The sequence below is a fragment of the Spirosoma terrae genome (assembly GCF_010435915.1).
In the GTDB taxonomy this organism is placed as follows: domain Bacteria; phylum Bacteroidota; class Bacteroidia; order Cytophagales; family Spirosomataceae; genus Spirosoma; species Spirosoma terrae.
Genome location: NZ_JAAFZH010000001.1, coordinates 140,664 through 163,823 on the forward strand (window position 1 = coordinate 140,664; position 23,160 = coordinate 163,823).

Annotated in this window: 21 protein-coding genes; 10 read left to right on the forward strand and 11 right to left on the reverse strand. The window is 45.0% G+C overall.

Annotated elements, in window-relative coordinates; all coding sequences use genetic code 11:
• Positions 1–7 precede the first annotated feature (7 nt).
• Positions 8–922, forward strand: coding sequence for an ROK family protein (locus tag GK108_RS00565; protein WP_163941220.1), 915 nt, complete (start codon positions 8–10; stop codon positions 920–922).
• Positions 923–988: 66 nt separating this feature from the next.
• On the opposite strand, the gene murB is transcribed toward GK108_RS00565, so the two are convergent.
• On the reverse strand, positions 989–2,014 hold the full coding sequence (gene murB / locus GK108_RS00570) for a UDP-N-acetylmuramate dehydrogenase (RefSeq protein ID WP_163941222.1): 1,026 nt from the start codon (positions 2,012–2,014) through the stop codon (positions 989–991).
• A 118-nt stretch (positions 2,015–2,132) separates the two neighbouring features.
• Between murB and GK108_RS31135 the strand changes: the two genes are divergently transcribed.
• Positions 2,133–2,720 carry an SPOR domain-containing protein gene (locus tag GK108_RS31135; protein WP_212592694.1) on the forward strand — a complete coding sequence of 196 codons (588 nt, stop codon included), beginning with the start codon at positions 2,133–2,135 and terminating at the stop codon, positions 2,718–2,720.
• A gap of 80 nt (positions 2,721–2,800) precedes the next feature.
• Complete coding sequence (gene gmd, locus GK108_RS00580; protein ID WP_163941225.1) at positions 2,801–3,913, forward strand: GDP-mannose 4,6-dehydratase; 1,113 nt, start codon at positions 2,801–2,803, stop codon at positions 3,911–3,913.
• 76 nt (positions 3,914–3,989) lie between these two features.
• Here gmd and GK108_RS00585 read toward each other — a convergent pair whose 3' ends face one another.
• The 7 genes from GK108_RS00585 to nadA all read right to left on the reverse strand — a co-directional run bounded on the left by GK108_RS00585 (position 3,990) and on the right by nadA (position 11,769).
• Positions 3,990–5,513: a Do family serine endopeptidase gene (locus GK108_RS00585; protein WP_163941228.1), complete on the reverse strand. Its 1,524-nt coding sequence runs from the start codon at positions 5,511–5,513 to the stop codon at positions 3,990–3,992.
• Between the two features lie 199 nt (positions 5,514–5,712).
• Positions 5,713–6,171, reverse strand: coding sequence for an Hsp20/alpha crystallin family protein (locus GK108_RS00590; protein ID WP_163941230.1), 459 nt, complete (start codon positions 6,169–6,171; stop codon positions 5,713–5,715).
• A gap of 204 nt (positions 6,172–6,375) precedes the next feature.
• Entirely contained in the window at positions 6,376–7,137 is a 762-nt protein-coding gene (gene rnc, locus GK108_RS00595) for a ribonuclease III (protein ID WP_163941233.1), read from the reverse strand.
• A 3-nt stretch (positions 7,138–7,140) separates the two neighbouring features.
• Positions 7,141–8,391 carry a beta-ketoacyl-ACP synthase II gene (gene fabF / locus GK108_RS00600; RefSeq protein ID WP_163941236.1) on the reverse strand — a complete coding sequence of 417 codons (1,251 nt, stop codon included), beginning with the start codon at positions 8,389–8,391 and terminating at the stop codon, positions 7,141–7,143.
• A gap of 57 nt (positions 8,392–8,448) precedes the next feature.
• A complete protein-coding gene (locus tag GK108_RS00605; protein ID WP_163941241.1) occupies positions 8,449–8,688 on the reverse strand; it encodes an acyl carrier protein in 240 nt (79 codons plus the stop codon).
• 392 nt (positions 8,689–9,080) lie between these two features.
• Complete coding sequence (gene nadB / locus GK108_RS00610) at positions 9,081–10,673, reverse strand: L-aspartate oxidase (protein ID WP_163941245.1); 1,593 nt, start codon at positions 10,671–10,673, stop codon at positions 9,081–9,083.
• 106 nt (positions 10,674–10,779) lie between these two features.
• Entirely contained in the window at positions 10,780–11,769 is a 990-nt protein-coding gene (nadA, locus tag GK108_RS00615) for a quinolinate synthase NadA (RefSeq protein ID WP_163941248.1), read from the reverse strand.
• 196 nt (positions 11,770–11,965) lie between these two features.
• Here nadA and GK108_RS00620 point away from each other — a divergent pair, with 196 nt between their 5' ends.
• Positions 11,966–13,006 (forward strand): 2Fe-2S iron-sulfur cluster-binding protein, encoded by a 1,041-nt coding sequence (locus tag GK108_RS00620; RefSeq protein WP_163941251.1) that lies wholly within the window; start codon positions 11,966–11,968, stop codon positions 13,004–13,006.
• An 8-nt stretch (positions 13,007–13,014) separates the two neighbouring features.
• On the opposite strand, the gene udk is transcribed toward GK108_RS00620, so the two are convergent.
• Both udk and GK108_RS00630 read right to left on the reverse strand, forming a co-directional pair.
• Positions 13,015–13,638 carry a uridine kinase gene (gene udk, locus GK108_RS00625; protein ID WP_163941255.1) on the reverse strand — a complete coding sequence of 208 codons (624 nt, stop codon included), beginning with the start codon at positions 13,636–13,638 and terminating at the stop codon, positions 13,015–13,017.
• A 51-nt stretch (positions 13,639–13,689) separates the two neighbouring features.
• Entirely contained in the window at positions 13,690–14,415 is a 726-nt protein-coding gene (locus tag GK108_RS00630; protein WP_163941259.1) for an MIP/aquaporin family protein, read from the reverse strand.
• 166 nt (positions 14,416–14,581) lie between these two features.
• Here GK108_RS00630 and GK108_RS00635 point away from each other — a divergent pair, with 166 nt between their 5' ends.
• The 3 genes from GK108_RS00635 (at position 14,582) to GK108_RS00645 (ending at position 16,862) form a co-directional block, all read left to right on the forward strand.
• Positions 14,582–15,553 (forward strand): zinc-dependent alcohol dehydrogenase family protein, encoded by a 972-nt coding sequence (locus tag GK108_RS00635; RefSeq protein ID WP_163941262.1) that lies wholly within the window; start codon positions 14,582–14,584, stop codon positions 15,551–15,553.
• A 133-nt stretch (positions 15,554–15,686) separates the two neighbouring features.
• The gene (locus GK108_RS00640) at positions 15,687–16,397 is read left to right on the forward strand and encodes a MotA/TolQ/ExbB proton channel family protein (RefSeq protein ID WP_163941265.1); all 711 of its coding nucleotides are present in this window, start codon (positions 15,687–15,689) and stop codon (positions 16,395–16,397) included.
• A 72-nt stretch (positions 16,398–16,469) separates the two neighbouring features.
• Entirely contained in the window at positions 16,470–16,862 is a 393-nt protein-coding gene (locus GK108_RS00645) for an ExbD/TolR family protein (RefSeq protein WP_163941268.1), read from the forward strand.
• A 114-nt stretch (positions 16,863–16,976) separates the two neighbouring features.
• Here the strand turns inward: GK108_RS00645 and GK108_RS00650 are convergent, their stop codons facing one another.
• A complete protein-coding gene (locus tag GK108_RS00650) occupies positions 16,977–19,544 on the reverse strand; it encodes a TonB-dependent receptor (RefSeq protein WP_163941271.1) in 2,568 nt (855 codons plus the stop codon).
• Positions 19,545–19,851: 307 nt separating this feature from the next.
• On the opposite strand from GK108_RS00650, the gene GK108_RS00655 reads away from it, so the two are divergent.
• The 3 genes from GK108_RS00655 to nuoL all read left to right on the forward strand — a co-directional run bounded on the left by GK108_RS00655 (position 19,852) and on the right by nuoL (position 23,141).
• Positions 19,852–20,667 carry a 3'-5' exonuclease gene (locus GK108_RS00655; RefSeq protein WP_163941274.1) on the forward strand — a complete coding sequence of 272 codons (816 nt, stop codon included), beginning with the start codon at positions 19,852–19,854 and terminating at the stop codon, positions 20,665–20,667.
• A gap of 153 nt (positions 20,668–20,820) precedes the next feature.
• Entirely contained in the window at positions 20,821–21,165 is a 345-nt protein-coding gene (nuoK, locus tag GK108_RS00660) for an NADH-quinone oxidoreductase subunit NuoK (RefSeq protein ID WP_163941277.1), read from the forward strand.
• 59 nt (positions 21,166–21,224) lie between these two features.
• Positions 21,225–23,141 (forward strand): NADH-quinone oxidoreductase subunit L, encoded by a 1,917-nt coding sequence (gene nuoL, locus GK108_RS00665; RefSeq protein ID WP_163941280.1) that lies wholly within the window; start codon positions 21,225–21,227, stop codon positions 23,139–23,141.
• Positions 23,142–23,160: the final 19 nt, after the last annotated feature.

The window sequence follows — 23,160 nt, forward strand, 5'->3', positions numbered from 1 at the left end:
GTTGCGAATGTCTTCTGTTGAATATTTGGGTATTGACGTCGGCGGAACGAACGTCAAAATGGGCATCGTTGATGCCGATACGGGCAAAATCTCCAATTTCTATAGCCACGATACTATTAGTTGGCGGCAGTCGGGCCATTTCGTTGAACGGTTTGGCGATGCGGTTGCACTTCAACTGGTATCCAATAAAGATGTAAAAAAAGTAGGTATTGGTCTGCCGGGTATGCTGAACCGCAACCGTACTGTGCCTTTGGAAATAACGGCTATTCCTGAAATAAATGGGGTTCCATTAGTTGATATTTTGACGAAACGATTCTCTGGTGTAGAGTTTTTTCTGGAAAACGACGCTAATGCCGCGGCATTAGGCGAATATTATTTTGCTGAAGAAAAGATCACTGAGAACTATATCTTCATTACGTTAGGAACAGGCGTAGGAGGAGCGGCTATCATCAATAAGAAAATTTTTACCGGTGGTGATGGTAACGCCATGGAGCCTGGTCATATTCCTTCTCGGAATGGTCGTGTTCTGGAACGTAATATCGGTAAAAAAGAGCTACTGGAGTTAGCAACTCAGCGTAGAGCTGAATACAAAGGAGAAACACAATTACCTGATGATGGCGATATTTCTACAACAGGACTGGTCGCTGCGGCTGCTGAAGGAGATGAACTTGCTCTTCAAATCTGGACGGAAGTAGGCGAAATACTAGGCGAGGGTCTGGCGGCTCTTATTAAGATACTCGATATTAAGCACGTACTGATTGGGGGCGGTTTGTCGGCTTCGTTCGATTATATTCTGCCAGCTGTTGAAAAAACGCTCGATTACTGGCTTAATGACTATTACAAAAATGGTTTAGCCGTAAAACGCGCAACCCTTGGTAATGACGCCGGTTTGCTAGGTGCTGCGTCATTATGTTTTGAATAATAGCACTACGTAGCGAAATGATGGGTTAACAGAGCATAGAATAGCTGTGTTAACCCATTTTTCTGCCTATACTACGTTTACTTCCGGTGTAATTTCTATATTGAATTTATCGTATACTGATTTTTGGACTTGGTGCGCAAGGGTTAGAATCTCATCTCCAGTGGCATTTCCGTAATTAACAAGTACTAATGCCTGTTTGGTATGCACTCCTGCGTCGCCTAATCGATACCCCTTCCAACCTGTCTGTTCAATCAACCAGCCCGCTGGAACCTTGACGATATCATCACTAATCGGGTAGCCGGGAAGGGTGGGGTAAGTTGATTTGAGTAGATCGAATTGAGGCTTTGGAATTTCTGGGTTTTTAAAGAAACTACCAGCATTTCCTATCTCATTGGGGTCAGGGAGCTTGCTTTGTCGAATATGAATCACAGCATCGCTGATTGCTTTGATTGTCAATGTATCATCCGATATGCCCATTTCTGTAAGCGTTTCCTGAATAGCCCCATAGCGTGTATGAAACGTAGGAGTTTTATCGAGTTGGAACGTAACGCTTGTAATAATATACTGATCCTTTAATTTTCGCTTAAAAACGCTTTCGCGATAGCCAAATGCACAATCAGCATGATTGAAGATACGCTGTTTGCCACTAGCAACGTCGATTGCAGTTAGGGATTCGAAGACTTGCTCAATTTCAACACCATACGCACCGATATTTTGCATGGGCGCTGCGCCCACTGTACCCGGAATTAGCGAAAGGTTTTCCAGGCCTGCATAACCCTGGTTGACACAAAACTTGACCAAGTCGTGCCAAATCACCCCGGCTCCCACTTTTACGTAAATATGGGTATCGTCTTCCCGGATCACATCAATACCCTGAATGTTCATCTTGACAACTAACCCGTTGAAATGTTGCCGCAGAAGAACATTGCTACCACCGCCTAAGATAAGTTTTGGCGTATTAACAAATTCAGTTAGTTGTAATAAAGTCTGAAGATCATCTTCTTGATTAATTTCAACCCAGTAGCGCGTGTTGACATCAAGTCCGAACGTATTGTAAGGCTTTAGTGACACGTAGCTTTCGATAGTCAGCATGTGGTCTCAATAATATACTGTCAAAATTAACCAAAATATAGTTTGTCCTAGTCCATTCTACTGGCTTCATCTATGAATGGACAAAATAGCTATTTTTGTAATCTAATTCTGTGTGGCTATGCGTTTCGGAATCAGTGGTTTTTCTGTTCTGGCTTTTTTGATCATGATGGGCTGTGCCTCAAGTCGACCAACCGTGTCCAACAAGTCGTCTGTGGATTATAACAGCTATGATGAGGATTTATCCGCAGTAAGACCTATTTATAATACGCCATCGTCAGGTAAAGCGACCAACGTAAAGCGGCCTAATTCAACGTCTTCAACAAATACTACTCCATCTCGTAAGCCTGACGCGCCAAGAGTGGCAGCGCCTAACGAGGCTTTGTATGTTAACAAGCGGCTTGACGTAGTGATGGATACCATCGCTGTTAAAAACAAAGCAGTTCGCTATGCGCCGGGATTTCGGATACAGGTATACGTCGGTAACCAGCGGCAGGAGGTCGATGCCGCTAAGTTGCTGATCTACCAGAATTTCCCGGAACTGAACCCCTATCTAACCTACAATCAACCAACATACAGATTGAAAGTTGGTGATTTTATGCATCGTATTGACGCTGAACGATATTATGCTTCAATACGTCAGTTATTGCCATCTGCCCAGCTACAGCCCGACAAAATTGAAGTACGGAGAAGCCTATCAATAAAATAACTTATATAATTTGCTACTGATTAGTTAGTTTTGATGAGTTTTGTACAATTCTGAAAGGTTATCTTCCCTTGTTATAAACGATGAAAAAAGCATTAATTACCGGTATTACTGGACAAGATGGCGCTTATCTGACCGAATTACTGTTATCCAAAGGATATGAAGTACACGGTATAAAGCGTCGTAGCTCGCTCTTTAACACGCAACGTATCGACCATATGTATGAAGATCCTCACGAGAAAAACGTGCGGTTCAAACTTCATTATGGCGATCTGTCTGATTCCACCAATATCATTCGTATAATTCAGGAAGTTCAGCCCGACGAAATTTATAATCTGGGTGCTATGTCGCACGTACAGGTTAGCTTTGAAGAGCCAGAGTATACAGCACAGGTAGATGGTATCGGAACGCTACGTATTCTAGAGGCTGTTCGCCTGTTAGGCATGACCGAGAAAACGCGTATTTATCAGGCTTCTACGTCTGAGCTATACGGTGGTGTTCAGGGACATGCTCAGTCGGAGACTACGCCTTTTTATCCTCGTTCGCCTTACGCTGTTGCTAAACAGTACGGTTTCTGGATTACGGTCAACTATCGGGAAGCTTACAACATGTACGCTTGTAACGGTATTCTATTCAATCACGAATCGCCACTACGTGGCGAAACGTTCGTAACGCGTAAAATTACCCGGGCTGTAGCACGTATCGGCCTTGGTCTACAGGATAAGGTTTATCTGGGAAATCTGGATGCTCAGCGCGACTGGGGCCACGCAAAAGACTACGTTGAGGCTATGTGGTTGATTCTTCAGCAGGATAAAGCCGAAGATTTTGTTATTGCTACGGGTGTTACAACTCGGATTCGGGATTTTGTGCGGATGTCTTTTGCTGAAATCGGGGTAGAACTTGAATTTAAAGGAGAAGGTGCATCAGAAACGGGCGTTGTTGTAAGCTCGTCTAACCCTGAATTCCCGGTTGAAGTTGGTAAAGAGGTTGTTTGTGTTGATCCTCGTTACTTCCGTCCAACAGAAGTTGACCTATTGCTTGGCGATCCAACTAAGGCTATGACGCAACTTGGCTGGCAGCCTAAATATGATTTGAAAGCGCTTGTTAATGATATGATGATCGCTGATATCGACTTATTCCGTCGCGATCAGGTTTTGGCTAAAAGTGGCCATCAGATTCTCAACTACTACGAATAGACTTACTCTATTCTTATCAACAAGAAAGCCCGCCAATTGGCGGGCTTTCTTGTTGATAAGAATACTTATTTAATGATTAAACAGGAACTGCGTAGTAATACATGCGAGAACTGTTAGGATACATGCCGATAAGCATCAGGCCTTCGCCTTCTTTTACTGAAGATAAGGCAGCTTGCAGGTCTTTAGTCGTTTTGACGTTTTTACCGTTAGCTTTTACAATAATGAATCCTTCTTCGATATCGGTTTCAGCTAATTTGCCATCCACAATCTTCTTCACACGAACGCCACCGGTTACTCCCAGTTGTTTGGCATCCTGAGCACTTAGCTCTTCGAAATCAGCGCCGAGTGAGCTTAGAGCTGTTGCTGTAGGTGCTTCTGTCTTCTTGATAACTTCACGACCACCATTACGGTTACGTAATTCAATTTTAAAGTCGCGTTCGGTACCATTGCGATTAACTGTTACGTTCACTACGTCACCTGGACGACGGCGACCGATAACTTCGCGCATTTGAGCATCCGAATCAAGAGGCTGACCTTCCATTTTAATGATAACGTCGCCTTTTTCCAGGCCCGCTATTTTGGCTGCGCCGTTTTCTACTACGCTTTCTACGTAAATACCACGGCCAACCTTAGCGCCTTTTTCTTTAGCAATGGTGCTGTTAAGTTCGATAGGCATGATACCTAAATAACCGCGCTGAACATTACCATATTTAAGAAGATCGGCCGATACTTTTTTCACGAGCGATACCGGCACCGCGAAACCGTAACCGCTATAATAACCGGTGGCCGACGCAATAGCGGAGTTGATACCCACCAGTTCGCCCCGAAGGTTTACCAGAGCACCACCCGAATTACCTGGGTTGATAGCTGCATCAGTTTGAATAAACGCTTCGATTGGCGTATCTGCTTTAGGATCATTTTGCTGACGTGCATTCTGATTCAGAATACCAATACCGCGGCCTTTGGCACTTACGATACCGGCAGTAACTGTCGATTCAAGATCCAATGGATATCCTACTGCCAGCACCCACTCGCCAAGCTTCAACGCATCTGAATCACCAAGAGTAATGGCAGGAAGGTTGTTTGCTTCAATTTTAACAACGGCCAAGTCCGTAAGCGGATCAGTTCCGATAACTTTCGCTTTAAAGCTACGTTTGTCAGTCAAAATCACTTCTACTTCGTCTGCATCCTGCACTACGTGGTTGTTCGTAACAATGTAGCCATCTTTACTGATGATAACTCCAGAGCCAGATGCCTGGCCTTGTTGACGACGGGGACGGCTTTGGCCTCCAAAATCATCACCGAAGAAATCCCGGAAAATGTCAGGAACTTGCTGTTGGCGAACCGTGCGGGTTATGGTAGTACGAATATGGACGACTGTGGGCGTAACGGCTTCTGCGGCTGTAGAAAAATCGTTTGGCGTAGCTGTGGGGCCATTGCCAGTCAGAGCGGCTAGCCGGCCTGTAATGGTTGGCGTAGTCGATGACGATTCGTTAAAAATAACATCCTGCTTATTGAAACCCAATAGGTTATAAGCAGCCAGCGTTACTCCACTCGATAAGAGCGCCATCAACGCTAATAATTTCCAGTTGCTTTTCATGATTAATTGGGAAAATCTAAAATTGCTGTCCTTATGTGTAAGACGTGTACTAATTTACTTCTACTTGTTGATATAACGGAAACGTAGGTTTGAAAAATCCTGCTTTTATAAGCCTTAACATATTTTAACAGGACAGTGTTACGTTGGGTTTAAGAACAAGGTACAGCCTGTGAGATTTTACCCACAGGCTGCGTATTTATTATCCGCCAATCTCAATTTGACGAGGAGGTTTAATTTTAGCTTCCTCACGTTTTGGGACGTCAATTTTCAGTACGCCATCGGTGTAAGTAGCCTGAATTTTGTCCGCATCAATTGAAGTAGGAAGCGTGAAAGTCCGTTGAAAAGAAGAATAACTGAACTCTCTACGAGTATACTTTTCATTACGTGTATCCGATTCTTCCTTTTGGCTTTCCTGAGAAGCTGAGATAGTGAGGTTATTGTGGTTCAAATTGAGTTTAAAATTTTCTTTCTTTAAACCGGGAGCCGCAACTTCAATACGGAAGCCATCTGCGTGTTCCACTACGTTGACCGCTGGTACGTTGCTGACCCAGGATAAACTTGTGTTAAAAAAGTCATTCATATCGCGACCGAATCGGGCCGCCGACGCGGAAGTCTCGATCAACGATGGGAGGTTGTTCGTGCGCATTAACGGATTCATGGCTTTATGTTGGTTTTGAGTTTAAAAATAAGTTAACAGCGTGTGTTACGCTTACTGATTTTCAAACTTTATGCCACCCCATATTTTGGTCATGAGCCAGTCAATATGGCACTATAACTTGGCAACGAGATAGAGAAAACAGACAAAATGCCAGTTTGAGGTCGGCATCATCTGCTAAGTAACTGGAGAAAATGATTGTTGTTGCTATTGAGCATTAAGCAATTCAAGCGCTTTTTCGGCAGCGGCTTGCTCGGCTTTTTTCTTACTATAGCCGCTACCAACCGCAAACTGCTCATCATTTATTGTAACCTGAGCAATAAACTCCCTGAAATGGCTATTCCCTTTTTCGGAAATGATTTCGAAGCGAATTTCCTTTCCCGCTCGTTGCGCCCATTCAATCAGGCGGCTTTTAAAGTTGATATTATTCTGTACAACAGAGTCAATATCGTAGTGGGAAAGCAATTCCTTTAAGATAAACTGACGAGAGAAACGAAACCCCTTGTCTAAATAAACAGCGCCAACGAGCGCTTCCAGCGCGTCGCCATACATAGAGGTGCGAGCTGGTAAACTACGCGTACGACTTCCGTCATACTCAATAAGGTGATCGAGACCGATTTTGCGTGAGATGCCATTGAGGGTTTCCCGGTTTACAATTCGGGAGCGTATCTCCGTCAGGAACCCTTCGTCCTTGTAAGGGTATTTTTTAAAGAGAAACTCGGCAATGACCATGCCGAGCACTGCGTCGCCCAGATACTCCAGCCGTTCGTTTGATTCCCGAAACCCCTCTATCGCTGTCGCCTTTGACGCTGACGTATGACGTAGTGCCAGTTGATACAGGCCGATGTTTGAAGGACGTTCGCCAATAATGTGCGCAATTGACCGTCGCAAATTTTTGCGAGGATTTGAGTTGCCCGAGCGGAACCAATCGAACGGATTAAACAAACTACGGGGTAGCGCGAGTTGCACGACTCAGCTTAGTTTACGGAAAATAACGATGGCATTATGACCTCCAAAACCAAAGGCATTACTCATCACTGTTGTTAAGGAACGAGTCTGCGCTTTCAACGGTGTCAGATTGAAACGAGAGTCGATCTCTTCATCCACATTAAACAAGTTAATGGTGGGTGGAACAATCTGATTTTCTAAAGCCTTTATACTGGCAATTGCTTCAACAGCTCCCGCTGCTCCCAGCAGGTGGCCAGTCATCGACTTAGTCGAGCTAATATTTATCTTAAAGGAATGATCGCCAAATAATTGATGGATGGCCTTCAATTCCTGAGGATCGCCAACGGGAGTTGACGTACCGTGCGTGTTAATGTAATCAATTTCTGAAGGATCAATGCCCGCATCATCAAGCGCATCTTTCATGGCCAGATAAGCGCCCAGCCCTTCAGGATGTGGTGCTGTGATGTGGTAAGCATCTGACGACATACCGCCACCAATTAACTCCGCATAAATTTTCGCTCCTCGGGCTTTCGCGTGCTCATATTCTTCCAGAATAAGTGAGCCTGCCCCTTCGCCCATAACAAAACCGTCGCGTTCCTTATCATAAGGACGGGAAGCTGTTTCGGGAGAGTCGTTACGTTCCGAGAGCGCCCGGTTTGCATTAAATCCGCCAATACCGGCGCGGGTTACGGCTGCTTCTGAGCCGCCCACCACACACATGATCATTCGGCCTAACCGAATATAGTTAAAGGCGTCGATGATACCATTGTTGGTAGAAGCACAGGCCGAAACCGTTACGTAATTTGGACCTCGGAATCCATATCGCATAGAGATCTGACCCGACGCGCTGTCGGCGATCATGCGAACAATAAAGAAAGGATTAATTCGGGGGGTACCGTCGCCTTTGGCATAGTCAATCATTTCGTCTTCGAACGATTTCAGACCGCCGATACCTGAACCCCAAATAACACCGACCTTGTTGCGGTCAACTTTTTCGAGGTCCATCCCAGAATCTTTGATGGCCTCGTCCGTAGCAATAAGCGCATAATGGGTAAATGCATCCATTTTGCGAGCCTCCTGCCGGGGAATAAACTGCGTGACATCAAGCCCCTTGACTTCGCATGCGAAGCGGGTACGAAACTTGGAAGCATCGAACTTCGTGATCGGGCCGGCACCACTTACGCCAGCTGATAAGTTGTTCCAAAAGGTCGGTACATCATTACCAATCGGCGTAAGTGCGCCCAAACCCGTTACGACTACTCGTTTTAACGTCATACAGTTTAACTGCGGGGTAATTAGATTGAGGAAAGCGTTACTGCTAAACCTCGGAAATTATTTACCTGCGTTTTCTTCCAGGTAAGAAATAGCCTGACCAACCGTACCGATATTTTCGGCCTGATCGTCTGGGATAGAAATGTTGAATTCTTTCTCAAATTCCATGATCAATTCAACCGTGTCAAGTGAGTCAGCGCCCAGATCGTTCGTGAAGCTTGCCTCTGGCGTTACTTCCGACTCTTCTACGCCCAATTTCTCGACAATGATATTTTTGACCTTTTGTGCAATTTCTGACATTTTAGTAGTCCGTTGGGGTTGAAAAACTGCGCAAAGAAAGGGATTTACCCGTTTATTGTCAAACAATTTTTTGAGTGAGGAAACGTTTTTGTTATCCCTTTTATGGCTATTAATTATTTGTAAATCAGGGAATTAATGGTTGTTTTCGGCCTGATGTATCTAGTCTGTAAGAAGGTAATAGAGTGATGATTTTAGCGCGAATAAGCTTAAAAAGTTAGTATTTAATCACTTTTTACCTGTCTGTTTCTCGACTTTTATAAATACAATTTACCTGGTTAACGTTGAAATTCTTCATAGGGCTACTAACGATTTGATGAGTATTGGTGTAGGCCAATAGCAGGTAACCAATTAATAAACTTCTTTAAGCAACTATTACCTCTATTAAACTGGATTCAGGAAGCTTTTACGTTGTCCAGGTTAAAATGCAACCCACGATTTTCACGGCGGGCCATAGCCATTTTGATGACCAGATAGGCTACCTCGATCATGTTACGTAGCTCGCAAATGGGGGCCGATACTTTCGATTGCCGATAGAGTTCTTCGTGCTCCAGATAAATAAGCTCAAGCCGATCCATAGCCCGTTTTAATCGGCGATTGGTTCGCACGATACCTACGTAGTTAGACATAATAGACTCAAGCTCTTTTTTCATCTCAGTTACCAGAACCAGCTCTTCGGGATGAGTAGTACCGGCATCGTTCCAGGCCGGAATGGTAGTGGGAATATTGGCCTGATCAACTAACTCTATTGTCTTTAAAAAGGCCCGATGACCAAAAACAACTGCTTCTAATAATGAATTGGAAGCAAGCCGGTTTGCTCCGTGCAGACCGGTGCAGGAACATTCGCCAACGGCGTATAGAAACTGGATATTGGTTTGGCCCCACTCGTTAACGCGAATTCCTCCGCAGAGATAATGTTGAGCCGGTACAACCGGAATGTAATCTTTTCGTAAATCCAGTCCCAGGCGTTCGTTACAATAGGCTGTGATATTGGGGAAGTGCTCAATAAATTTCTCATAGTCACAGTGTGTTACGTCCAGATAGACGAATGGGTCGCCTGCTTTTTTCATTTCGGAGTCAATGGCACGAGCCACTACGTCGCGCGGAGCCAGTGATAAGCGTGGGTCATAATTCTCCATGAACGTATCGCCTTTGCGGGTACGTAGCACACCACCAAAACCTCTTACAGCTTCTGAAATCAGGAAATTAGGCTTTTTGCCTGGTTCATACAGCGCCGTTGGGTGAAACTGAATGAACTCCATGTCCTTGCATACGCCTTTGGCGCGATAAGCCATGGCAATACCATCTCCGGTAGCAATATTTGGATTAGTTGTGTTTTGGTAAATGTTGCCAATTCCTCCCGTAGCCAGCAACGTCGTTTTTGCAAGAAATTGTTCTACCTGACCGGTTTGTGTATTCAGAACATAAGCCCCAAAGCAACGATTGTCGGTGTCGTATCGATGAACTGTCTCGCCAAGCTGGTGTCGTGTGATCAGTTCAACAGCATAGAAATGAGTAAAAATTTCGATTGAACGTAGTGAGCGGGCTTTGTCGAGAAGAGCCCGTTCTATTTCTGCCCCCGTAATATCTTTAAAGTGAAGAATACGATAATCAGAATGACCGCCTTCTTTGGCAAGATCGTAGTCATTTCCATTATGTTCTTTGTCGAAGCGAGTGCCGTAGTCAATTAGTTCCTTAATACGTTCAGGGGCTTCCCGGACAACAATTTCAACGACATGGCGATCGCTCAGAAAATCCCCTGCGATCATGGTGTCTTCGATATGCTTTTCGAACGAATCGGCTTCCGACCACACTGCTGCAATACCACCCTGGGCGTATTTCGTGTTGGTTTCGTCGGCCTGCACCTTGGTGATAACCCCAATGCGAACATGCTGTCCTATGGTATCGAAATGCATTGCCAGTTTTGTGGCGTAACTCAGGCCCGCTATACCGGAGCCAATAACAAGAAAATCGAATTGATGGGGCATTATTCTCTCAATTGAACGAATCGGCTAATATAAGTAGCGAAGCAGGGGAAAATACCTTGCAGCAACCACTTACTGGCGTCGGCTAGCCGATGGCGATTGGTAGTTTCTATTTACTCAACTCCAGCATTCGTGCCACTGACTCGTAGGCTTTCAGTCGAACAGCCTCAGGAACAACGATTTCTGGTTGCTCATAAAGCATGCAGTTATAAACCTTTTCCAGGGTATTCATTTTCATATAGGGGCATTCGGAGCAGGCACACGTGTTGTTCTGGCTGGCTGGCGCTGGTATAATCTTCTTGTGTGGCACAGCCTGCTTCATTTTATGGAGAATACCCGCTTCGGTACCAACAATAAATGTCTGTTCAGGGCTATCCACTACGTATTTGAGTAACGCAGTTGTTGAACCAACGTAGTCGGCCTCACTCAGGATATGTTCCTGACATTCTGGGTGCGCAATAAACTTGGCATCCGGATACTGAGCCCGTAGTTTGTGTAGCTTTTCGAGCGATATGTCGATATGGACAATACAAGCGCCATCCCAAAGAACCATATCCCGTCCAGTCTTTTTGGAAACGTACCGACCCAGGTTAGCGTCCGGTGCAAAAATGATTTTTTGATCTTTCGGTAAGCTTTCAACGATTTTAAGCGCATTTGACGACGTAACGATAATATCTGACAGCGCCTTGATTTCAGCCGAACAGTTAATGTACGACAACACAATGTGATCGGGGTATTGAGCTTTGAACGCGGCAAATTTGTCGGCAGGGGCCGAATCAGCTAGTGAGCAGCCTGCGTTCAGATCAGGGATTACTACTTTTTTTTGTGGAGACAAAACCTTGGCGGTTTCGCCCATAAAATGCACGCCACAGAACACAATCATATCGGCGGGCGTAGCGGCTGCCTGCTGCGACAAGCCAAGACTATCGCCTATATAATCTGCCAAGTCCTGAATGGCGCCATCTACGTAGTAGTGAGCCAGAATAACGGCGTTTTTTTCTTGTTTAAGGCGTTTGATTTCAGCTACTAAATCGATGTCGTCGGCAACAGGTTTGTTAACATAGCCTACGCGCTGAACTTCTTCCAGGAGTGCTTCCATTGACGGTATAACAGGTGGTTTTATACTAAACACGAATGACAGTAAAAAGTCACTACGTTCGATACGGTACGTTTGTTGAACTGTCGGAACAGGCTATGACCTTAGCCGCTCACGCAGGGCGAATTTCACTAAATCGTTTGGGCTTTCAAACAACGATCCGTATTTGGTTAGTTTTGAGTGAAAGCTAGGCACTTTTATGACTGACGATTTTCTTTCGCTTCTAATAACAGATATTGTTGACGAAGCTCCTGATACAAAAAGTTACGTATTGGAATCTACCGACGGACGTACGATTAGGCACCGTGCCGGGCAATTTCTCACCTTAATTTTACAGCATGGTGGCCATGAAGTTCGGCGGTCATATTCGCTAAGCTCAGCTACTAACGAACCGTTACGTCTTACCATTAAGCGTGTTCAGAATGGGGAGATCTCGCGCTACTTACTCGATACGTTACGCGTAGGGGACGTAGTAACGAGTTTGTATCCGGCTGGCCGATTCGTTGTTGATGATAGTATGCCTGGCGATTTAGTGTTGTTAGGCGCAGGCAGCGGCATAACGCCGTTAATGGCGATCTTAAAACAGGAGCTACTTTTTGCAGACCAACGTAACGTAACATTATTGTATAGTGCCCCTAATGAGCGCTCTATAATTTTTAGAAAGGAGCTAGACGCATTACAGCAGCAATTTCCAGATCGGTTCCGATTGTTTTACCTGTTGAGCAATCCCTCCGACGATTGGGTAGGACTTCGCGGTCGATTAAATAACGTAATGCTTGAGCGGCTACTGCCAGCCTTGATCGGGAAGTCAGACACAGAGGCAACCCACTTTTATATATGTGGTCCGGCTGATTATATGCGAATGATTCAATTTACGCTTGTATTTAGCGGTTTCCGGGCGGAGCAGATACGACGAGAGAATTTTGTTGTTGAGACCGTTGTGTTGGCGCCCCCGCCCGTACTGGCTCAGGATCGGACTGTATTGTTACGGTTCCGGGGGCGTGAAGTTGACATACAGGTGCCCGCTTACAAAACAATTCTACAGGCAGCTCTGGATGAGGGTATTACGTTACCCTATAGTTGCCGGGGAGGGCGCTGTTCTACGTGCGCTGCCCGTTGTGTTTCAGGTAGTGTTCACATGACCATTAACGACGTACTGATAGACCGCGACCTCGCCGAAGGCTGGGTACTAACCTGCACGGGCTACCCAGAAACAGATGGGGTAATTGTTGAAGTCTGAAACCGATTCTACGTGTTAACCTTCGTTTTTAGAAAAGCGAGTACTACGTCAAGACCTTTCTTGTAGTGATTATTATTGGGGATAACGATATCCGCTTCGTCTTTATGCGGTTTTACATACTCACGATAGGCTGGTCGTACGTGGTGTTTCCACTGGTAGTTGACCATTTCTTCGGTTAGACCTCGTTCGGCCTGATCGCGTAGTAGCCGACGATCCAGCTTGATTCTGTTTTTGGCCGTAATGTAAACTTTGAGATCCAGTTGACTGGCTACGTCCGGAAAGTGAAAAACGAATAAGCCCTCAACAATGATGATGGGCGTTGGGTGGTAGATAAGCGTTTTAGGAATAACGTTCGGATTATTGAACGTGTATTCTTTGGCCTCAACCGTTTGGCCTGCATGCAGCATGCTCAAATGCTCAGCAAACAACTCATGATTGATCGTTACGGGCAAGTCAAAATTATAGACACCATTCTGATCGATAGGAATATTGTCGAGAGTTCGGTAGTAATTGTCCTGTGAAATAAGGCAAATCTGATCGTCTGGAAATGTGTTAAGCACATCTCTAAGAAAAGATGTTTTGCCGGATGCACTGCCGCCGGTAATACCGACAATAAATGGTTTAGCTGTCATGATAGGACAAAGATACGGAGAGAACAAAAATAGTTTACTTGTCCGATTGTCCTATAAGGTGAATGTTCGAATGATTAATCCGCCAACGATCGCACCGACTATTGGTCCGGCTATGGGTACCCAGGCATACGGCCAGTCAGATGATCCTTTATTGGGAATTGGAAGTAGTGTATAGGCTAGTCGCGGGCCAAAATCGCGGGCAGGATTGATCGCATAGCCAGTCGTGCCGCCTAGTGATAGGCCAATACTCCAGACCAGAATACCAACCAGATAGGGACCTACGCCAATAGCTAGCTCGCCTAAGTTTTTGGAGGAAATTCCTGCCAGGCCCAGAATCAGTATAAGCGTCGCGAGGGTTTCGCTGGTAAAGTTAGCGCCACTATTTCGGATGGCAGGACCCGTTGCAAAGCAGGCGAGTTTAGAGTCAGGATCTTCTGTTGCAGCCCAGTGTGGTAAATAGTTTAACCATACGAGCGTAGCACCCAGGAAGGAGCCAATCAATTGGGCTGTAATATAAGGTACTACGTGACTGAAATCATTGGTGGCAAAGGCAAAGGCTATGGTAACGGCCGGGTTTAAATGCGCGTCTGTACTACCAAAGGCTTTAGAGACAAAAACGCCTATTGTTACGGCAAAAGCCCATCCTGCGGTAATGACGATCCATCCTGCATTTTCCCCTTTTGTTTGCTTAAGAACAACATTGGCTACTACACCATTACCCAAAAGAAGTAGAACTGCGGTGCCAATTAATTCGCCAAGAAATGGGGATGTGTGCATAAAACAACGACCAATAAGAAGTGGTTAGTGAACAGATACGTAAGCTGTCACTAACCACTGGTGTCAAGGTTTAGGAATAGTTTATGCAAATTAAATTATATTTTTGGAGTAAATGCAATTTTGAGGAAATTCCAGCTTGATTTTTATTTTCTCTACATGTTGACCGATGAAAACAATCAAATTTGATCAGATAGGTAAGCCAGCCGATGTATTAAAAACAACAAATGCGGCTATGCCAGAACCGGGGCCCAATGAAGTCAGAGTAAAAGTTATAGCTGCGCCTATCAACCCGTCCGATAGTATGTTTATCCAAAACCTGTATGGCATTCATCCGCAACTACCCTCAGGGGCTGGTTTTGAAGGAGTTGGCATCGTTGACGCTTTGGGTGAAGGGGTTCAAATGCGAACAGGAATGCGCGTGAGTTTTACAACTGTTGGTGCCTGGTCAGAATATGCTATTGCGCATCAGCGTAGCCTGATTCCGGTGCCGGATGCTATTCCCGACGAGTTGGCTGCTCAGTTGTTTGTGAACCCATTCACGGCTTATGCGATAGTACAAGATGCCAATGTTCCTGAGGGTGGTTGGCTCATGCTAACGGCGGCTGGCTCTGCATTTGGCAAAATGGTTATTCAATTATGTAAGATGCGCGGCATAAATACCATCGGCACCGTTCGGCGAGATGATTTGAATGATGAACTCAAAGACCTGGGGCTGACAGAAGTGATTAACGTAGCGACGGAAAACCTGACTGCTCGTGTCAAACAAATAACTGGTGGGGCAGGGGTGGCCTGCGTTTTAGACGCAGTAGGTGGCCCTACAGCTTCCGACTCATTAAAGTGTCTGAGTAAGGGTGGAACAATGATTGTTTATGGCGCACTTAGTTTACAGGACCCGGCTTTTAACGTAGGACTACTTATTTTTAGAGAGCTTACTATAAAAGGTTTCTGGCTTTCCGACTGGATGCGACGGGTCGATAGCCAAACGCGGCAGAACGTAGCACAAAACGTAATTCAACTGTTGGCTACGGGAAAAATTCAAATGCCAGTGGAAGCGTCCTACTCGCTCGATCAGATTCACGAAGCTGTTGATCACGCTGAGCGATCTGGGCGTTGGGGTAAAATTTTAGTGAAGCCGTAGCTATCATTACCTAACTTTCTCTTTCGTTTTCAGGTGGCTTAGTTATCTTTGAAACAATATCCGGTTAAGCCAACTCGTTTGTTTGCAATAACACCTGTAGGTCTAACCTCATCCACTTACCCGACTCGTTCGTATGCTCTTGCTTCAGGTACCGGCTGTTGACACCACGGCCGCATCGCTGTCGGCCACAGCGGCTACTCAACCCCAAAGTTTACAGTTATTTGATCTGGTAGCTAAAGGGGGTTGGGTCATGATTCCCATTGCTATTCTATTCTTTTCGGCGCTCTATCTGATCTTTGAGCGGTATTTCGTAATTCGCTCCCAGACCAAAGTCGATTCCAATTTCATCGATAATATTCGGGATATGGTAGCGCAGGGAAATATCAAATCCGCCGAATCATTTGCCAAAAATCAACGCACCGCTATGGGACGGGTTTTTGAAAAAGCGATTGGACGTATTGGATCTCCTATTAAAGAGATTGAGAGCACGATAGAGACAGTAGGCCAGATTGAACTATCTCGCCTAGAACGTAACATGGGATACTTGGGTATTATAGCCGGTATTGCGCCTATGTTAGGTTTTATTGGAACTATATCCGGGATCATTCGAATTTTCTACGACATTTCGTTATCCGACAATATCAGCGTTGGTATCATTGCTGGTGGTCTATACGAGAAAATGATTACATCGGGCGCTGGTCTTATTGTGGGTATCATCGCCTACACGGGTTACCACCTGCTCAACATGATGATTGAGCGGTTTACACTTTCGCTCGAAATGAATGCATTCGAATTCATTGAAGTGCTTCAGAAACCGACCAACGAACCCGCCCGAATGCGGTAATGAATAGATCTGAATACTAGGGTTTGGTAGGTTACTAGTGACAGCGTCTATCGGCTATCATCTTCTATAAGTATGAAACTTCGTAGAAAAAATAAATTTGCTGCTGAGGTTGCTACCTCATCATTGAACGACATCATGTTTTTCCTGCTGTTGTTCTTTCTAATCATTTCTACGGTAGCAAATCCGAATGTAATAAAACTAATGCTGCCCAAAGCATCATCGTCGCAGCAATTGAGCAAAAAGCAGGTTACGTTATCGGTAGATGATAACAAACAATATTTTATCGATAAAAAACCGGTCGATCCGGCTAATCTGGAAACTGAACTGAAGACCATCATGGCAGGAATTGCCGAGCCAACTGTGGTTGTTCGGTTTGATAAATCGCTTACCGTTCAGGATTTGGTAGATGTGCTTCAGACTGGCGCCAAGCTGAACATACGAATGGTAATGGCTACATCGAAGTAGTTTGGACTAGAATAGATTTTCTTCTCAACAAGAATGCCCTTTGGTTGCAACCGAAGGGCATTCTTGTTAAAGTACAATTGAAAACTCGTCGAACCAACGAATCGAACTGGGTATTTAGAAACGGAAGTTTAACTTACCAAACCAATAAGTTCCGTTGCTGCCCATCTGCACAGGGTCCCAGGCTCCACCTGATTCAGTGAGATCAGCTCGGTGCATATCAGGATAGACATTAAATATATTGGAGCCACCAATCGAAAGGCCAATCTGCGGAGTGAAACGGTAAGAGATTGAGAGATCGGTTGTTACTTTAGGTCGGTATATATCCAGATCGGTTGGGTCGTAGTTCCAGTTTGCGAGTTTCACTTCTCCAAAACGCACGAAACGTAGCAAAAAGGCCCATTTGTTGACACTATAATCAAGTGTCAGATTCATTTTGGAAGGCGGAGCAGATGCCCGTACAAAATAATATTCCCGCAGATCGAAATAGAGATCTTTATAGGGCTTCAGTTTTTCATTGGTATTAACACTGATAGTATCCAGGGAATTGAAGTTTACGCCCAAAGACGTATTTAAACGGCCCTGACCAAGTTGCGTACGATGCGCCAAAACAACATCGATACCACGTGTCCGGGTTGAAATCGCGTTGGTGAAAAACTGTACCTGACTGACATTTAACTGTTTCAAGGCATCCGAAATTTCGGGCAGTTCGTCACTAAATTGACCGGTCAATACGACACGATCTTTAATACGAACGTAGTAGCCGTCGACAGTCAGGCTAAATCCGTTCCCTAACTCACTGGTAAAGCCCAGGCTAGCATTAACCGAGGTTTCCTGTTTAAGGTCTGGAATGCCTAATGCCTGCGTGATGGCACTGCCGTTTTGTGCAATTTGAACCTGAACGGGTTGACCGCCGACAAAATTTGTGATCGTCGAATTAAAGTACTTCTGAGCCAGTGATGGCGCCCGGAAGCCAGTGCTTAACGTACCACGTAGCATGAAAGAAGGACTGATTTTCAGACGGCTCGATAACTTACCATTGAGCGTACTACCAAAATCACTGTAGTTTTCGTAACGGGCAGCGGCCCCAATCATGAATGCCTTGGTTAAATCGGCTTCTGTATCGATATAGATTCCCAGATTCGTACGGCTTTTGTTGAGTACGTTACTGGGTTGAAAACCTGGAAAGCCCTGTGCTCCGGCAGCCTTGCTAATATCGTATGCTTTGTATGAAGCTTCTTCGCCAGCGAAAATCTGGTAATTCTCATAGCGAAACTCTGAGCCAAACGCTACGTTCAAACCTTGTAATGTATTTTTAAAGAAACGGGTAAAATGTAAACCGGTTACGTTTTGCTGTAGTTGAAATCCTCCGGCCTTAAATTCTCGTGGCGACGTGGCCCCCATCGACGTATTAAGTGTGTTTTTAACGCCGTAATCGAATCGGTTGGAGCCAAAAATATTGCCCAGATCTACGTTCCAGTTACCTAGAGTGGTCCGTACGCCAGCCGCAAACGTACCATCGGTAATCGTACTGGTAATTATTGGGTCGAAGCCATCGGGGTAAATTGACGGAATATTACGTGGACTATCCGCAGTTCGAGTCCAGGCATAAGCATCGCCTTTACGAAAATTGATTCCCCCAAATGCATAAATAGTGGTATTTGTGCTTACGGGTATCTGTGAATTAGCATATACGGATGAATTTTTAATACGAGAATCGCCGTATTGCCGACGTTGCAATGTTGAATCGATGCCAGGCGTATTAGCGCGGTTGGTGTGCTCTCGCTGATTATAGTCGCCAGTGAGATTTAGGAAGCCGTTTTTGCCGATACGCCAGCCATAGTTAGCATTTACGTTAAGATTGCCTCCGTCGAATTTCTGGTTATCAAAACGATATTTAGCCTGATAGGCTCCGTAGTTTACATTGGCTACGAGCTGATTAGTTGTTGCTTTTAGCACAATATTAATTACCCCTGCGATAGCATCAGAGCCATATTGGGCGGCAGCTCCGTCGCGGAGGATTTCAATACGTTCGATAGCGGCTGCCGGAATTGTATTCAGGTCTGTTCCCGTATTGCCCCGGCCGCGTGTTCCAAATAGTGTAACTAAAGCCGATTGATGCTGGCGCTTTCCGTTAATCAGTACTAAAGTCTGATCGGGCCCCAACCCACGTAAGCTGGCTGGGTCTACATGGTCAGCACCATCCGAACCAGTCTGCCGGTTTGAGTTAAATGAAGGCGCTACAAATTGCAGCAACTGATTCACATCGAGTTGACCAGTTTTGGCGGTTACCTGGCGCACGTCAATAACATCGATTGGAGCCGGAGAATCAGTAACCGAGCGGTTAATATTACGAGAGCCAACCACCATAACCTCAGTGAGGTTGGTTTGGGCCGATTTCAGTGCTACGTCAAGCGGAGCATTATCATTTGCTGCTACCGTAACTAATTTTTCGATAGTATCGTAGCCAAGCGAACTGAAACGTAGCGTATAACGCCCTGAAGCTAACTGTAGGCTAAAATTTCCACTGGCATCAGTAGTTGTGCCTGTTTGTTTGCCCACTACTAAAATTGTAACACCCGGTAAAGCGCTGGAGTTAGCTTCGTCTGTTACACGACCTCGAATTGATTGAGAAAAGGCCGAGACCGATAAAAAACAACATGTAACTAAGATTTTTGTATTCATTCAGGGAAAAATATAATCATTGAGATTTGTAAAGAAATGTCTATGAATTAGACGTAGCATGGCTTCAATAGTGACTACTATACGCAACAAATTGGACTAATAGTCTCTTTTGTAAACAGCCCATTTTGTAAGCACGTGGGGGGCTATCGCCTACATTTGTCTGTAAGGCATGAGTTCCATTACCGATAAAAGGCATAAAAAGACCGAAAAAATAGGTGTCGATGAGCAATCCGTATTTTTATGAATGCACTCGTCCGCCAGAAGTTTTTAACTTTGTCGCCAAACCGTGCTAGAAACCGGTTTGCTTATGACGCATCAACTTGCCCTCAAAAAGCCGCTGGCTTTTTTTGATTTGGAGACGACAGGTATCAACGTCGCCAAAGACCGTATCATTGAGATTTGTGTTGTTAAGGCAATGCCTAATGGAGAGACTGTCAGTAAAAGTCAGCGAGTAAATCCAGGCATACCAATTCCATTGGAGTCGAGTCTGATTCATGGAATTTACGACGATGATATAAAAGATGCCCCTCCCTTTAAAGCTGTTGCCCGCCTATTTGCTCAGTTTATGGAAGGTTGTGATCTGGCGGGTTTCAATAGCAATCGATTCGACGTGCCTCTGTTGGTCGAAGAGTTTTTGCGGGCTAATGTTGATTTTGACATGAAAAATCGGCGTATGGTTGATGCGCAGCGTATTTTTCATTTGATGGAACCCCGAAACTTGTCAGCGGCCTATCGATTTTATTGCAATAAGGAGTTGGTCGGTGCGCATGGGGCCGAGGCCGACACGATTGCATCGTTTGAGGTGCTAAATGCTCAGGTACAGCGTTACAGAGGAATGGTTGCCAAAACAGATAGTGGTCAGGATGTTGTATTCGAAAATGATATCGATATGTTGCACAGCCTGACCGCCAATAATAATGTTGATCTGGCGGGAAGAATAATCACTAACGATAAAGGCGAGGAAGTTTTTAATTTCGGCAAACATAAGGGGCTACCTGTACTCGACGTATTGAAGAAAGAGCCGTCATTTTATGACTGGATACTGAAAGGTGAATTTCCGCTTGATACTAAAAGACGACTTACTGAAATCCGGTTAAGAATGTTCAGTAACGGGCGTAAATAGTCAGTTAGGTGGTCTGTTCAAGTAAAATAATCATATAAAATTGGGGCTTAATCTGTATTTATTACACTAATAACCTTTATACCTTAGGGTCGCAAATTTGAGCAAGCCCGAATAATCTTTACATTTGCGACACTTTCTATTAACCGGCTAGCCATGCAACCCACGCAGGACGTTCTCATTCCGGAGGTCATTCAGCAAATACCGCTCACGTATTATCTGATTTTCAGCACCGCGCTGTTCGTCATTGGTATCATTGGCGTATTGACCCGCCGTAATGCCATAGTTATCTTCATGTCGATTGAGTTGATGCTCAATGCTGTCAACTTGTTGCTCATCGCCTTTTCGTCATATCGCTCTGACTCGTCGGGCCAGGTATTCGTCTTTTTTATTATGGCAGTAGCTGCGGCTGAAGTATCAGTCGGCCTGGCTATTATTGTGATGATTTACAGGAACACCCGATCCATTGATGTTGGATTACTTAATAAGTTGAAATGGTAAATCAAGTTGTCGTCGTTTTGACAGGTAATAAACGATAAACAACTATGGACTAACGAATAATGAAGATAGAAGTACTCTGTGCATTAATTCCGCTCTTTCCGCTCATTGGTTTCCTGATCAACGGAATAGGCTTTCGTCGAGTGCCTAAAGGCTTTGCTGGTGTAATTGCGACAGCGGCCGTTCTGGTCTCATTTCTCATATCAATTATTCTGTTCAGAGCTTTTGTCAGTAGCGGAGCAGAAGCCCCTTTGGTCGCAACTTTGTTCGACTGGATTAGTGTTGGTGATCTTCACATTAATTTCTCCTTCCAGATCGACCAGCTTTCGTTACTGATGCTGATGGTTGTAACGGGCGTTGGTACATTGATCCACCTATATAGTATTGGCTACATGAGCCACGATGAAGGCTTCGGAAAGTTTATGGCTTTTCTTAACCTGTTCGTATTCTTCATGTTACTGCTGGTGATGGGTTCCAACTACGTCATTATGTTTATTGGCTGGGAAGGCGTTGGTCTTTGTTCCTACTTGCTGATAGGCTTCTGGAATAAGAATACGAACTACAATAATGCTGCCCGGAAAGCTTTTGTCATGAACCGTATAGGGGATTTAGGCTTTTTGCTAGGCATATTCATGCTTATCAATACATTTGGAACGGTAGAATATCTTGACGTTTTCAAGCAAGCTACCAGCCTTGCTATTGGCGACAAGACTGTTTTGGCAATTACATTGTTACTCTTCGTCGGGGCAATGGGTAAGTCAGCCCAGGTTCCTCTCTATACATGGTTGCCGGATGCCATGGCTGGCCCTACGCCAGTTTCTGCTCTGATCCACGCAGCAACAATGGTAACAGCCGGAATTTACATGGTTGTCCGTTCAAACGTATTGTATACGCTAGCACCGATGACACTGGAAATAGTGGGCATTATTGCCATTATTACGGCTCTGCTGGCGGCTTCAATAGGATTGCTGCAAAACGACATTAAAAAGGTACTGGCTTATTCTACAGTATCACAATTAGGATACATGTTTCTGGGATTAAGCGTAGCCGCTTATACAGCAGGTATGTTCCATGTTATTACCCATGCTTTCTTTAAAGCATTGCTCTTCCTGGGAGCCGGTAGTGTTATCCACGCTATGTCTGACGAGCAGGATATGCGTAAGATGGGCGGATTAAGAAAAGCATTGCCTATTACGTTCGTGACGTTCCTCTTAGGAACTTGGGCTATTTCGGGTATACCGCCTTTGGCTGGTTTCTTCTCAAAAGATGAGATTCTGGCTCATGTGTATGAACATAGTAAAATTCTGTGGGCATTAGGTGTGGTGGGTTCTGGCCTGACATCCTTCTATATGTTCCGCCTACTGTTTCTGACTTTCTTTGGCGAGTTTCGTGGAACGGAGGAGCAAAAGCACCATCTCCATGAGTCGCCAATTACGATGACACTACCACTAATGATTCTGGCCGTTTTGTCAGTAGTTGGCGGTATGCTTAACCTGCCAGGTGGTGGCTGGCTCAGTCATTTTATGGAGCCGTTGTTTGAAGGTTCTCGCCAGGTCAATCCCGAAGCTTTTGCCGAAGGAGCAATTGATCATGGTACCGAGGTTATGCTCATGGCTATTTCATCGGGTGTTGCCTTATTATCGTTAGTTATTGCTTATGTAATGTACGTCCGTCGCGAAGCTGTTCCCGAGCCAGATTCTGCTGAACGCTCACTGCCTGAACAACTGGTATATAATAAATACTACGTCGATGAGCTATACGATACGATTATCGTTCGGCCTATTCGCAGCCTGGGTGATGCCTTGTACAGTTTTGGTGAGGGTCTTATTGACGGCGTAGTGAATGGCATAGCCTGGCTTGTTCGTCAGAGTTCGGCCCAGCTACGTCTATTGCAAAGTGGCTCGATTGGGTTTTACGTATTTGCGATGGTGGTTAGTATTGCTGCTATTTTCGCTCTGCGCTTTTTTATTCGATTCTAGGATAGTATACGTTTTACAT